Consider the following 13343-nt stretch of genomic DNA (forward strand, 5'->3'; position numbering starts at 1 on the left):
GATTAACTCGTGGAGGGCGAAGTCAGGTCTTGTGCGTAACGGCGATAAAGCCAGGCGAGTGCCGTGGTGGTGAGCAGCGCAAACACGATATTGCCGATGCTCTGGCCGATGGCGAGCGCGGTGAGCCACCCCGGCTGCCGCACGATTTCAGGCGTGACGCCCGCGAGGCCCATGCCGATCAGCACGATCAGGCCGCACACCGCAATGGGCAGCGCGGCGACGAAGATGACGCCAAAAAGGCTCCAGAAGTGCCCGCGGCTGTCGCGCCAGGCGGCGCCGAAGGCGATCGGGCTGCCGACTGCGAGCGCCGGAAAGAGCAGCGAGAGGCGCACCGCCACGAACATCCAGATCGCAATGACCACCAGAAAGAGGAACGCCGCGCCGCCCTGGTACTGAGGCCGCAGCACGACCCACAGCAAGAGCGCGAATGCGCCGAGCGCGACCGCCAGGATGAGACCGACCGCGAAAATGCGCAGGAACGGCCTGGCTCCGGCCGGCATGAGCGGCGCGCTGCGCTCGCCTAGCAGCACGAAGCGCGAAATCTTGAGCGTGAACCAGAGGTAGACAAGCGAATTCAGGAGCGAGGCGAGATTGCCGAGCGCAATGAGTCCGGCGGAGGGCGTCGCGCCTTCGGCCGGCACGGGCCGCCCGGCGAGCCCGAACCAGCCGAGCGCGGCGTAGATCACAAACGTCCCCGCAAGGAGAAACGGCATTTGCACGGCGGCCTGCCAGGCGCTCGCCCATGCGCGCTTGACGCATTCCATGAAGGTCATCTGTTGCATGAAGTTTTCGCACGGGTGACAGAGAGCCTACAGTCTAACGCGGCGCCGTGAAATCGAGCGCGCTCGTGCGAATCCGCTCGTGCCATTCACTTCACGGCGAACAGCGTGAGGTTCATGAAGACCTTGAATGCGAACCCGAGCGAGACGGCTGCGCCCACGCCCGCACACCAGAGGAGTACGAACCAGAGCCAGCCAGGCAGCGCCCGGCGTGCAGTTTTAATGGTAGTGATGGGTGTCGCCATGACGCACCTTGCCTCTAAAGACCCAGTAGCTGAGCATCGTGTACGCGAGGATGATCGGCAGAATGAACGCTGCGCCCGCGAGCGTGAACATCTGGCTCTCGCGCGGCGCCGCCGCTTCCCACAGCGTGAGGCCCTGCGGAATCGCGTACGGCCACAGGCTCACGAGCAGGCCCGCGTAGCCGAGCAGCACGAGTCCGATGGCCGCGATGAAGGGCGTCTTGTGATGGCGTGCATGCACGGCCCAGCGCATCCACGCGGCGCAGGCGAGCACGAGCAGCGGCACCGGCGCGAGACGCCAGAAGAGGCCCGAACGGAACCAGCGTTCGGCGATGGCCGGGTCCTGCAGCGGCGTCCACAGGCTCACGAGCGCGATGAAGCCGAGCAGCATGACCGTGAGCGGCCAGACGAGCTTGCGCAGGCGGCGCTGCAGGTCGCCCTCGGTCTTCGCGACGAGCCAGCAGCAGCCGAGCAGCGCATAGGTCGCGACGAGCCCGAAACCCGAGAGCAGGCTGAAGGGCGTGAGCCAGCCGAAGGCGTCGCCGGCGAACTGGCCGCCGTCCATCGGAATGCCTTGCAGGAACGCGCCGAGCGCGATGCCCTGGAAAAACGCGGCGCCGGTCGAGCCGCCGATGAACGCGAGGTCCCACAAATGCTTCGTGCGATTGGCCTTGGCGCGAATCTCGAACGACACGCCGCGGAAGATCAGGCACGCGAGCATGAACACGAGCGGCAGGTAGAGCGCGGAAAGCACGGTCGAGTACACCACGGGGAATACGGCGAAGAGCCCCGCGCCGCCGAGCACGAGCCAGGTCTCGTTGCCGTCCCACACGGGGGCGACCGTGTTCATCATGAGATCGCGCTCATCCTCGTCGGGAAAAAGCGGAAACACGATGCCGATGCCGAGATCGAAGCCGTCCAGCACCACGTAGAGAAGAACGCCGAGCGCGATGATCGCGGCCCAGATGACGGTGACATCCATTTGCTTGCTAGCCTCGTAACGATGAATGCGGGGAGCCTCAGGCGTCGATCAGCTGATCGGCGGCGGACATGGGGCGGCGCGCGGTCTGGCTCGCAGCGAGCGCAGGGCGCGCCACGCGCGGCTCACGTGGTTCATGCGGCGCATGTGGCCTCGAGTCGGGCAGCGCGGGACCTTTGCGCAGAAGCTTGAGCAGGTAGTAAATGCCCGTGCCGAACACGAGGAAGTACACCGCCACGAACGCCATCAGCGAAATGCCCACCTGTTGCGCCGTGAGCGGCGACACCGCCTGTGCCGTGCGCATCACGCCATAGACCACCCAGGGCTGACGGCCGGCTTCCGTCGTCACCCAGCCCGCGAGCAGCGTGATGAAGCCCGTCGGTCCCATGGCGAGCACGAAGCGCTGGAAACCGCGCGATTCGTAGAGCGTGCCGCGGCGGCGCAGCACCCAGCCGGTCACGCCGAGCACGATCATCAGGATGCCTAAGCCGACCATGACGCGGAAGCTCCAGAACAGCAGCGGCGAATTGGGTCGCTCGTCGGCGGGGAAGGACCTGAGTCCCTTGATCTCGCCGTCCCAGCTATGCGTGAGGATCAGGCTGCCCAGGTGCGGAATGGAAACGGCGTAGCGCGTCGTCTCGGCCTGCATGTCGGGAATGCCGAACAGATTGAGCGCGGTGCCGCCTTGTTCGGTGTCCCAGATGCCTTCGATCGCGGCGATCTTGGCGGGCTGATATTCGCGCGTGTTCAGGCCGTGTGCGTCGCCGACGAAGGCCTGCACCGGCGCGAGCACGAGCAGCAGGCCGAGCGCCATCGAGAACATCTTCTTGATGGCGGGGTCGCGCCGCCCCTTGAGCAGATGCCACGCGCCGCTCGCGGCCACCACGAGCGCGGCCACGATGAACGCGGCGATCGCCATGTGCGCGAGACGGTACGGGAAGGACGGATTGAAGATGATCTTGAACCAGTCCACCGGCACGACGTGGCCATCGACGATCTTGAAGCCTTGCGGCGTCTGCATCCAGCTATTCGAGGCGAGGATCCAGAACGTGGAGATGAGCGTGCCGATGGCGACCATCAGCGTCGCGCCGAAGTGGGCGCGCGGGCTCACGCGGTTCCAGCCGAACAGCATGATGCCGAGGAAGCCCGCTTCGAGAAAGAACGCGGTCATGACTTCGTACATCAGCAGCGGTCCGGTGATGGGACCCGCGAACGACGAGAAGCCGGACCAGTTGGTGCCGAACTCGTAGCTCATGACGACGCCGGACACGACGCCCATGCCGAAGGCCACGGCGAAGACCTTCGACCAGAACAGGCAGAGGTCCTTGTAGAACGGTTGACGCGTTTTGAGCCAGCAGGCTTCGAGCACGGCGATGAAGCTCGCGAGGCCGATGGAGAGCGCCGGAAAGACGATGTGAAACGAGACGGTGAAGGCGAACTGCAGCCGGGCCAGGTCGAAGGCGGATAGTGACGTGTGCATGTACGTGCCTGTTGCTTGCTTACCGGGAAAAGCGCGGAAGAAACGTCGCACGGCGAGGCAGTGGGGGCGCTGCGCTTCTCGTGCAATGGACGTAAGCGTAGGGGAACGGCGAAGGTTTTGCTGCGCTGCGACGTGCGCCAGCGTGTCGCAGTCGTCAATATCAATGAGACGAAAACATGCGCTAACGCATTGATACAGATCAATTTAGATTAAACACTCGTTGCGCAGCGGGGATGTGCGAAGAGCGTCGCGCTGCGTCAATACACCGCGCTGCCGCATGGGGTGCGGCAATGTGTCTCCGCGTGCGGGGTCGGGAATCGTGCGGGGGAGAATTCAGGCGCGCCTGGCGGCGCGAGCGGGTGTGCGACGCCAGGCGGAAAAGATCAGGAATGCGATGAAAATGGCGGCTTTAGCGCGGATCGCTCCACAGCTTGCCGGCCGTCGCCCAGTTCTCCGGCTTCACGTCGTGAAAGATGATGTCGACGGATTGCGGCTCGACGCCGAGCACCTTGCACGTGGTCTCGGTCAGGGCGGCGGCGAGCTGGCGTTTTTGTTCGACGCTGCGGCCTTCGAACATTTCGATGTGGAATGTCGGCATGCGGGTCTCCTTGAAAAGTGAGCGAAACGATGGATTGGGCGCGATCAGTCTCGGTATGACGAATCGATGCGATCGAGCTTGCGCAGCAGCGCGGGCCATTCGAGCACGCCTTCGATCGCGCCGCCGTCGCGCAACTGCTCGGCCGTGCGTTCGGCCACCCCGGGCGGCGGCACGACGAGCGGTACGCCGCCGGCCTGAGCCAGCAGCTGGATTTCGCAGGCCTTGATGAGCGTCGCCATCAGCACGTAGGCTTCGGCCACCGTGCGGCCGGTGGTGAGCGTGCCGTGATTGCGCAGCAGCATGGCCGGGTGCGCGCCGAGATTGGCCGTGAGGCGCGTGCCTTCGGCGGGCGTGAAGGCGAGGCCTTCGTAGTCGTGCCAGGCGAGCTGGCCGTAAAAGCGCAGCGCGTGCTGCGAGGCGGGCAGGAGGCCGTCGCGCTGGATCGACACGGCAATGCCCGCCGTATTGTGCAGATGCATCACGCACACGGCGTCGGGCCGCGCGAGATGCACGGCCGCGTGCAGCGCGAAGCCGGTGGCGTTCACGGGATGCTCGCTTGCGCCGACGATGCGGCCTTCGGTGTCGATCTTCACGAGGTTCGAGGCGCGCACTTCGTCGAAGGCGAGGCCGAACGGATTGATGAGGAAGCGGCCCGCCTCGCCCGGTACGGCTGCGGAGACGTGCGTGTAGATGAGGTCGTCCCAGCCGTTGAGTGCGATGAGGCGGTAGGCGGCGGCGAGATCGACGCGCAGTTGCTGCTCGGCGGCGGAGCGCGGCGCGGTCTCGGCGCAGGTGCTCGTCGGGCGATGGGCGAAAGACATGGCGATTCCTTCAGCGGACGATGGACTCTTCAGGCGGCGTGGACGACGCAGGGCGCAGGCGTCGCGCCGCCGCGTGCACGCTCCAGCTTGCCAGCACGAACGGCGCGGTCAGCGCGGGCAGTCCACAGCGCACGGCGGCCAGATGCAGGGCCGCGGCGAGCATGGTCGCACAGATCGCGGCGCGTGTGCCGAGCGCGCAGACGGCGAGCGCGGCAAGCACGCCGTTGAAGCCCGCGAGGCCCGCGCCGAGGGCGGCCGGGCTCGCGCCGCACGCGAGTTCGAGCGCGCTCGCGAGCGCCGCGCCGCCGAGCGCATAGGCCGCTGCGCGCCGCGACGACCAGGCGAGGCCCGCGAGCACGCACAGTCCCGCCGCTGCGCCCGAGGCAAAAGTGGTTTGCGCGAGGCCGCTCAACACGCCGGCGGAGGCGTGTGCGGCGGCCGCTAGCGGCGCGCCGTGCAGGGCCGGCGGGGCTGCGGCGATTGCGCTGGCGACGGGGGCGCTGCCGGGGTGCAGCGGCAGCCAGATCCAGGTCGCGATGAGGCAGGGCACGGAATACAAGCCGAGCCGGGCGCGCGCGAGGCGGCGGTCCAGCGGCCCGGCGAGCCACCCGCTCGCGCCGCCCGCGATGAGCGCAAGCGCGGCCGCCGTGCCCGCATCGCCGACGAAGGTGAACGCCGCGAGCGCGGCGAGCGCGCCGTTGTAGCCTGCAACGCCGTCTCGGATCGCCGCTTCTGCATGGCCTGCCACGACCGCGCAGACATTGGCCGCCGCGGCGCCGAGCAGGGCGGCGAAAGCGAGCCGCCAGTCGGTGAGCGCGAGCGCCGCGAGCAGGCACGCGCCCGTTCCCGCGTGCGGCTGCAGCACGATCTGGCCGAGGCTGCGCAAAAGCGCGCCGGCGGCGGCGGTGTCGGTGGACCGCGCAGTGGCGCCGGCAGCGGCGGAAAATCGGGCGGACATGGCGAAGACGTGGCGTGCGGGTGCGGGCGGCGAGGCCCCGGTGCGAGGCGCACGGCCGGCCAGATTGCGAGCATAGGCGATGCAGACCGCCTCGCGCATGCGCGTGCGTTGATAGTCGCTATTCGTCGCCGCGTTACGATATGCGCAAGGCGGTTATCGAGGTCATCCAGAGACAGGTCTGCACGGGACCAGAGTAAGTGCTAAAGCACTAACTCTGGTCGACAGCGTTACATGGGAGGCGAACGATGCGTGAAGTGCGTTGGGCATCCGAGACGGGCGAGGGTATCGAGCATCTGGCGTTCGATGCGCATTGCGGCCCGAAATTCGGCGAAACAGGCGACACGATCCGCGCGGAAAGCGTGGTCATCGGCGAGCGCTACGGCAAGTCCTATGGCCTGTGCTACGCCATCGAGTGCGATGCGCGCTGGCGCGTGCGCTGGGCGGCGTTTCGCGTGATGGGTGGCGGCTCGCTCGTGCTCCAGAGCGACGGCAAGGGCCACTGGACCGACGGCGAGGGGCGCGCACTGGAGGCGCTCGACGGCTGCATCGACATCGACATCGCCGCGACGCCGTACACGAACACGCTGCCGATCCGGCGTCTGGGCCTCGCGCGCGGCGAGCGGCAGCCGATCCGCGTGGTGTACATCGCCGCGCCCGAGCTGGATCCCAAGCCCGTCGAGCAGGCCTACGTGTGCATCGAGCGCGATCGCGAGTATCGCTACGAGGGCATCTTTCGCGACTTCACGGCGAACCTGCGCGTGGACGAAGACGGGCTCGTGATCGACTATCCCACGCTGTTCCGGCGCCTGCCGCCGCCGGACTGATGGCACGCGGCGACAAGGCGCTTACGCCGCGCCGCCCGCGCTCTTGCCGAACAGCAGCTGCTCGACCAGCGTGTTGTCGATGGTTTCGTTGTTGAGCGTGCGTGCGAGCAGCTCGCCCGCGAGCAGTTGCGGCGAAAACACCATGTCCGGCTGCAGCAGGCGCAGCCGCTGCAGGTTGCGGCTGTCGTTGACGAGCGCCACGGTGCGCACCTCCGGCGCGATTTCCTTGATCGCGAGAATCACGAAGGCGTTCTCGGCGTCGTCCGAGCGCAGCGCGAGCGCGGCGAGCGCGGTTTCGGCGCCCGCATTGCGCAGCGTCGCGGTGTCGCTCGCATCGCCGATGATGAGATCGGCCTCCGGTGGATAGTTGTGCGGAATATTCGGCGCGACGATCACGGTCGCCGCGTAGCCGCGCTTGAGGAGCCCCGCGTACACGCTATGCGCGAGCGGCGACGCGCCGACGATCAGATAGTGGTTCTTGCGGGTCACGTTGGAAATGCCTCCCTTCACGATGCGTTTCAAATGGCCGCCGATCACGGGCCCGATCACGGCGCTGATCGACGTCGCGAACACGGTGATGCCGAGCACGATGATCGAGGCCGTGAACAGCCGCGCAGTGTCCGAGCGCGGCACGATATCGCCGTAGCCGACCGTGGACATCGACACGATCGAGAAGTAGAACGCCGTGACGAGGTTGCGGATAGGCGGGTCGAAGTCGTCGCCGAGATACAGCGAGCCGAACACCGCGTAGACGACCAACGAGCCAATGCTCAGGAATGCGAACAGCGATCCCGCGGCGACGCTCGCGCGATCGAAGTGGCGCCAGTAGTGGATCAGCGCGCAGGCGAGGGCGAGCGAGAAGCCGGCGAGCGCGTGACTGCGATAGTCGCCCCACAGGCAGATGCTGGCCGCGCCGGTGAGCAGCACCAGAGAAAGCACCCACGCCACGCGGGCGCGCAGCGCGATGCCGAACGACATCATCGTGAGGCCGGTCGCAACGAGCGCCTGAGGCAGCGCGAGCACGCCGAACGCATTGATGAGCGTGATCCAGTCGTCGAACCAGTTGCCGCCCGCGTGTTCGAGCGCCCTCTGTGCGACCGGGCGCACCAGCAGCAGGCCGTCGAGCACCAGCAGCACGGCCAGGTAGCCGTGCGGCACGAGCCCTCGGGCGTAGCCGCGCAGGCGACGCGCGTACGCGCTCATTGCTGCGCGTGTTGCGTCGGTTGTGTCGGTTGTGTCGGTTGCTCAGGTTCCGCCGGTTGCGTCTGCACGATGTGCAACTCGCGCGTGCGCAGGGGCAGCGAGCAGTGCGCGTCATTGAGCGTCTGGCGCACCTTGCGCGACAGCTCCCAGCGCATCTCCCAGAATGTGTCGATATTCGACCACACGCGCACGTTGAGCACGGCGGTGCTGTCGTCGAAACGCGTCACCATCACTTGCGGCGCGGGCGAGGCCAGCACGCGCGGGTCGGCGGCGGCGAGCGTGCGCAAGGCGTCGATCGCGCGGTTCACGTCGTCGCGCACCGACACTTCCACTTCGAGATCGAGCCGGCGCGTGGGATTGCGGCTGTAGTTGCGGATCGAATTGCTCCACAGCGCGCTGTTCGGCACGTATTCGCAGATGCCGTCCGGTTTCGTGAGGCGCGTGGTGAAGAGGTTCACTTCCTCGACGGTGCCCGCGACGCTGGCGCCGGCGCTGCCGTCGATATAGTCGCCCACCTTGAACGGCCGCAGCAGCAACAGCATGATGCCGGCCGCGATGTTCTGCAGCGTGCCTTGCAGCGCGAGACCGATGGCGAGACCGGCGGCGCCGAGCACCGCGACGATGCTGGCGGTCTGGATGCCGATTTGCGAGAGCGCGCCGATCACGGCGACGAGGCGCACGCCCCACACGGCGGTGTCGCGCACGATGGGGCGCAGCGTGGGATCGATGCCGCTGCCCCGCCGCTTGATCCAGTTGCCCACGCGCCGGGAGAGCCACCAGCCGAACCAGAGGATCGCGAAGGCCGCGCACAGGCGCAGCGCGAGCGCGGAGAGCGCGTCCCACAGGAAGCCCCAGTTGGACGGGTGCAGGTGTTCGAGGAGGGGTTGCATGGTGAATCAGTCCTTGTCTGCGGAGCCCTGAGTCCGGCTCCGTTGCGAAAGGACGTATTGTACGAGCGGCGTTTCGCTTGCGGCGCGCGTGTGGCGTGCCGCCATGCAGTTGAGGCTCGCGCGTCAGCCCTTGGGCGGCGTATCCGCGCCCGGCCCGAGCGTGCGCTGCATGAGCGCGGTGTCGCGCCACTCGCCGTGCTTGAAGCCCACGCCGCGCAGCGTCCCGGTCAGCGTGAAGCCCAGGCGCTCGTGCAGTTTGAGCGAGCCGCCGCGCGGGTCGGCGACCACGGCGATCATCTGCCGCCACGGGCCGGCCTCGCAGCGCTCGATCAGCGCGTCGAGCAGCGTGTGGCCGAGTCCGCGGCCGCGAAACGCCTCGTCGATATAGATCGAGTCTTCGACCGTGAAGCGGTACGCCGGACGCGGCCGGTAGGGCGTGGCGTAGCAGTAGCCCGCCACCTGGCCGTCGATCTCGGCGACGAGCCAGGGCAGGCCGTGTTCGCGCACGGCGGCGTGGCGGCGCAGGAGTTCTTCGCGCGAGGGCGGCGTCTCCTCGAACGACGCCGTGCCGTGCAGCACGTGGTGCGCGTAGATCGCGGCGATGGCGGGAAAGTCGTCGGCGGTGGCGTCGCGCACGTGCGCGTCGGAGTGTGGGTTCATCGGTTGGAGCGAGCGCGAAGGCAAAGGAGAAGGAGGTTTGCGTTCCTCACTATGCCTTGCGCGGGCGCGCTTTTGAAGCGCGCCAAAAAAGCCCGGGCTAGACGCGCTGCGTGCCCGCGCGATTCGCGACAGCGGAAGCACCGCCCGCGCGCCCGAAGCGCCGCGCGCCGGCCACGCACGCGATCACCACGGCGGTGACGGCGATCATCGCGGGCGGCACGGACTCGTGCAGCAGCAGCGCGGCGAGCACGAAGCCGAAGAACGGCTGCAGCAACTGCAACTGCCCGACGCCCGCAATGCCGCCGAGCGCGAGCCCGCGATACCAGAACACAAAGCCGATCAACATGCTAAAGAGCGACACATAGGCGAACCCCCACCACGAGGCCGCGCCCACCGCGGCGAACGAGGCGGGCCGCAGCCACCACGCGAGCGGCGCCATCACGGGCAGCGAGATCACGAGCGCCCAGCAGATCACCTGCCAGCCGCCCAGGCGCCGCGACAGCCGCGCGCCTTCCGCGTAGCCGAGCCCGCACACGACGATCGCGCCGAGCATGAGCGCGTCGCCGAGCGGCGAGGCGTCGATGCCGTGGCGCAGCGCGAACGCCACCACGGCGGCGCTGCCCACCGCGGAAAAGAGCCAGAAGGCCGGCTGCGGACGCTCGCCCGCACGCAGCACGCCGAACACGGCCGTGGCGAGCGGCAGCAGGCCGACGAACACGATGGCGTGCGCCGAACTCACGTGCTGGAGCGCGAGCGCCGTGAGGAGCGGGAAGCCCACCACCACGCCGAGTGCCACGATGACGAGCGGCCAGACCTCGGCGCGCGCGGGTCGCGCCGCGCGCAGCCCAAGCAGCAGCAGCACGCTGAGCCCGCCCGCGATGCTCGCCCGCGCGACGGTGAGGAACACGGGGTCGAGGCCGAGCACGGCGAGCCGCGTGGCGGGCAGCGAGCCGCTGAAGATGAGCACGCCTGCGAGGCCGCAGAGCCAGCCGTCGGTGGTGGGGTCGAGCGTTTTGCGCATGGGCTTGTGGGCAAGAGGAAACAGCGGTGATCGATCCGCCGATGATGCGCGCCGCGCCGCGCGAAGGTAAGCTACAGATCAGTACAATTTGTTCAAACTGTATTGAACACGGAGCAGTACAGATGAAAGACAGAGCGAGGACGCAAGCCTTGCCCATGACGCGCGTCGAGCAGGTGATGCAGGCGCTGCGCGAGCGCATCGCCGCGCGGGCCCTGGCCGCGGGCGCGCGCGTGCCGTCCATCCGGGCGATGAGCGGGCAGCTTGGCGTCTCGAATTCGACGGTGGTGGAGGCCTACGAGCGCCTCGTCGCCGAAGGCGTGCTCGTCGCGCGGCGCGGCGCCGGATTCTTCGTGGCCGGGCACGCGCCGCCGCTCGCGCTCGCCGCGCTCGGGCCGCAGCTCGACCGCGAGATCGATCCGCTCTGGCTCACGCGCCAGTCGCTGCAGACCGAGGCCGACGCGCTGCGGCCCGGCTGCGGCTGGCTGCCCGCCTCGTGGCTGCCGCAGGACGCCGTGCGGCGCGCGCTGCGCGCCCTCGCACGCGACCCGCGCGCGCCGCTCACCGATTACGCGTCGCCGCTCGGCCTGCCGGCGCTGCGCCAGCAGTTGGCGTGGCGGCTCGGCCAGCACGGCGTGGAGGCCGCGCCCGGGCAGATCGTGCTGACCGACGGCGGCACCCAGGCGCTCGACCTGTTGTGCCGCTTCCTGCTGGAGCCGGGCGATACCGTGCTCGTGGACGACCCGTGCTACTTCAATTTCCAGGCGCTGCTGCGCGCGCACCGGGTGCGCGTGGTCGGCGTGCCGTACACGCCGACGGGCCCGGATCTCGCCGCGTTCGAGCGCTCGCTGGCCGAATCGCGTCCGCGCCTCTATGTGACGAACTCGGCGGTCCACAACCCCACGGGCGCGACGCTCGCGCCCGCCGTCGCGCATCGCCTGCTCAAGCTCGCGGAGGAACACGACCTCCTGATCGTCGAGGACGACATCTTTGCCGACTTCGAGATCGAGCCCGCGCCTCGCCTCGCGGCCTTCGACGGGCTCGCGCGTGTCGTGACGATCGGCAGCTTTTCGAAGACAATGTCGGCGGCGGCGCGCTGCGGTTTCATCGCGGCACGCGCCGACTGGATCGAGCCGCTCGTGGATCTCAAGCTCGCGGTCTCGTTCGGCAATGGGGAGATGGTGGCGGAACTCGTGCACCGCCTGCTCGTGGACGGCACCTATCGGCGGCATCTGGACGGCTTGCGTGCGAAGCTCGCCGACGCCATGGGCGAGACGCTGCAGCGGCTCGCGGCGCTGGGCCTGACCGCATGGACGCGGCCGCAGGCGGGACTATTCGTATGGGCGCAGTTGCCGGATGGACTCGACGCCGCGCAGATCGCGCGCGAGGCGCTGGTGGAAGGCGTGGTGCTCGCGCCGGGCAACGTGTTCAGCGTGTCGCGCAGCGCGGGCGATTTTCTGCGCTTCAATGTTTCGCAGTGCAATCGTCCGAAGGTCTACGAAACATTGCAGCGTGCGATGGAGCGGGTGGCGCAGCCGGCATGAAGCGGCCGCGCCCGGGCATCACGGTTCGTGACGCAGATAGCCTTCCTTCGACGGATCGCGCATGCGCCACGAGACGATCAGCGAAATCGCACACAGCGCGGTCACGTACCAGTAGAACGTGGACTCGCTGCCGGCCGCCTTGAACCACAGCGCGACGTATTCGGCCGAGCCGCCGAACAGCGCGTTGGCCACCGCGTACGAGAGGCCCACACCCATCGCGCGCACTTCGGGCGGGAACATCTCGGCCTTGATGAGGCCGCTGATCGAGGTGTAGAAGCTGACGATGGCCAGCGCCACCGTGATCAGCGCGAATGCGGCCACCGGGCTCGACACGTCCTTGAGCGCATGCATGAGCGGCACCGTGCCGATGACTGCGAACGTGCCGAACAGGATCATCGACGTGCGCCGGCCGATCTTGTCGGACAGCGCGCCGAACACCGGTTGCATCAGCATGTAGACGAACAGCGCGCAGGTCATCACGTTGCTGGCGGTTTTCGCGTGCATGCCGGCCGTGTTGACGAGGTACTTCTGCATGTAGGTCGTGAACGTATAGAAGATCAGCGAGCCGCCTGCCGTGAAGCCCACCACTGTGAGGAACGCGCCCTTGTGCTGCCACACGCCGCGAATCGTGCCCGCGTCGCGTTTGTGGCGCGACTCGCTCGTCGAGGTTTCGTCGAGCGATTTGCGCAGATAGAGCGAGATCAGCGCGGCGAATGCGCCGACCACGAACGGAATGCGCCAGCCCCAGGCCTTCAGTTCTTCGGTGGAAAGCGTCTGCTGCAGGATCACGAGCACGAGCAGCGCGCAGAGCTGGCCGCCGATCAGCGTGACGTACTGGAACGACGCGAAGAAGCCGCGCCGGCCCTTGAGTGCGACCTCGCTCATGTAGGTCGCGCTCGTGCCGTACTCGCCGCCCACCGAAAGTCCCTGGAAGAGCCGCGCGAGCAGCAGCAGGAACGGGGCGAACGCGCCGATCTGCGCGTAGGTGGGCAGCATGGCGATCACGAGCGAGCCGCCGCACATCATGAGCACCGAGATCATCATCGCGGTGCGGCGGCCGTGGCGGTCGGCGATGCGGCCGAACAGCCAGCCGCCGATGGGGCGCATGAGGAAGCCTGCGGCGAACACGCCGGCGGTGTTGAGCAGCTGCGTGGTGGTGTTGCCGCTCGGGAAGAATGCGGGCGCGAAATACAGCGCGCAGAACGAGTAGATATAGAAGTCGAACCACTCGACGAGATTGCCCGACGAGGCGCCGACGATGGCGAATACGCGTCGCCTCGTGTCTTGCGCGGATAGCGTGGTTGGGTCGGTCTGGACGTCCATGGGCGGGTCTTCTCCTGGTTTGTG

Annotated in this window: 14 protein-coding genes; 2 read left to right on the forward strand and 12 right to left on the reverse strand. The window is 68.0% G+C overall.

Annotation, left to right across the window (positions count from 1 at the left end; genetic code table 11):
- Nucleotides 1-2: 2 nt before the first annotated feature.
- From AB4Y40_RS22365 to AB4Y40_RS22395, 7 genes are all read right to left on the reverse strand, one after another.
- A complete protein-coding gene (locus tag AB4Y40_RS22365; protein ID WP_368689611.1) occupies nt 3-782 on the reverse strand; it encodes a hypothetical protein in 780 nt (259 codons plus the stop codon).
- 86 nt (nt 783-868) lie between these two features.
- On the reverse strand, nt 869-1024 hold the full coding sequence (locus tag AB4Y40_RS22370) for a hypothetical protein (RefSeq protein WP_342922500.1): 156 nt from the start codon (nt 1022-1024) through the stop codon (nt 869-871).
- On the reverse strand, nt 999-2003 hold the full coding sequence (gene cydB / locus AB4Y40_RS22375; RefSeq protein WP_368689612.1) for a cytochrome d ubiquinol oxidase subunit II: 1005 nt from the start codon (nt 2001-2003) through the stop codon (nt 999-1001). Before cydB ends, AB4Y40_RS22370 begins: the two co-directional genes overlap by 26 nt.
- Before the next feature lie 37 nt (nt 2004-2040).
- Nucleotides 2041-3480, reverse strand: coding sequence for a cytochrome ubiquinol oxidase subunit I (locus tag AB4Y40_RS22380; protein ID WP_368689613.1), 1440 nt, complete (start codon nt 3478-3480; stop codon nt 2041-2043).
- A gap of 409 nt (nt 3481-3889) precedes the next feature.
- Nucleotides 3890-4078 carry a 4-oxalocrotonate tautomerase gene (locus AB4Y40_RS22385; RefSeq protein ID WP_028205614.1) on the reverse strand — a complete coding sequence of 63 codons (189 nt, stop codon included), beginning with the start codon at nt 4076-4078 and terminating at the stop codon, nt 3890-3892.
- A gap of 44 nt (nt 4079-4122) precedes the next feature.
- On the reverse strand, nt 4123-4899 hold the full coding sequence (locus AB4Y40_RS22390; RefSeq protein ID WP_368689614.1) for a class II aldolase/adducin family protein: 777 nt from the start codon (nt 4897-4899) through the stop codon (nt 4123-4125).
- A 10-nt stretch (nt 4900-4909) separates the two neighbouring features.
- Nucleotides 4910-5857, reverse strand: coding sequence for an urea transporter (locus AB4Y40_RS22395; protein ID WP_368689615.1), 948 nt, complete (start codon nt 5855-5857; stop codon nt 4910-4912).
- Between the two features lie 245 nt (nt 5858-6102).
- On the opposite strand from AB4Y40_RS22395, the gene AB4Y40_RS22400 reads away from it, so the two are divergent.
- Nucleotides 6103-6681 (forward strand): putative glycolipid-binding domain-containing protein, encoded by a 579-nt coding sequence (locus tag AB4Y40_RS22400; RefSeq protein ID WP_368689616.1) that lies wholly within the window; start codon nt 6103-6105, stop codon nt 6679-6681.
- Between the two features lie 21 nt (nt 6682-6702).
- Here the strand turns inward: AB4Y40_RS22400 and kch are convergent, their stop codons facing one another.
- From kch to AB4Y40_RS22420, 4 genes are all read right to left on the reverse strand, one after another.
- A complete protein-coding gene (kch, locus tag AB4Y40_RS22405; RefSeq protein WP_368689617.1) occupies nt 6703-7884 on the reverse strand; it encodes a voltage-gated potassium channel protein in 1182 nt (393 codons plus the stop codon).
- Nucleotides 7881-8774 carry a mechanosensitive ion channel family protein gene (locus AB4Y40_RS22410; RefSeq protein WP_368689618.1) on the reverse strand — a complete coding sequence of 298 codons (894 nt, stop codon included), beginning with the start codon at nt 8772-8774 and terminating at the stop codon, nt 7881-7883. Before AB4Y40_RS22410 ends, kch begins: the two co-directional genes overlap by 4 nt.
- A gap of 123 nt (nt 8775-8897) precedes the next feature.
- Nucleotides 8898-9434, reverse strand: a complete 537-nt coding sequence (locus tag AB4Y40_RS22415) for an N-acetyltransferase family protein (RefSeq protein ID WP_368689619.1) — start codon at nt 9432-9434, stop codon at nt 8898-8900.
- A gap of 97 nt (nt 9435-9531) precedes the next feature.
- Entirely contained in the window at nt 9532-10455 is a 924-nt protein-coding gene (locus AB4Y40_RS22420) for a DMT family transporter (protein WP_368689620.1), read from the reverse strand.
- A gap of 122 nt (nt 10456-10577) precedes the next feature.
- Between AB4Y40_RS22420 and AB4Y40_RS22425 the strand changes: the two genes are divergently transcribed.
- Nucleotides 10578-11996 (forward strand): PLP-dependent aminotransferase family protein, encoded by a 1419-nt coding sequence (locus tag AB4Y40_RS22425; RefSeq protein ID WP_368689621.1) that lies wholly within the window; start codon nt 10578-10580, stop codon nt 11994-11996.
- Between the two features lie 18 nt (nt 11997-12014).
- Here AB4Y40_RS22425 and AB4Y40_RS22430 read toward each other — a convergent pair whose 3' ends face one another.
- Nucleotides 12015-13319: an MFS family transporter gene (locus tag AB4Y40_RS22430; protein WP_368689622.1), complete on the reverse strand. Its 1305-nt coding sequence runs from the start codon at nt 13317-13319 to the stop codon at nt 12015-12017.
- Between the last annotated feature and the right edge of the window lie 24 nt (nt 13320-13343).

The sequence above is a fragment of the Paraburkholderia sp. EG287B genome (assembly GCF_040965595.1).
Lineage (GTDB): Bacteria > Pseudomonadota > Gammaproteobacteria > Burkholderiales > Burkholderiaceae > Paraburkholderia.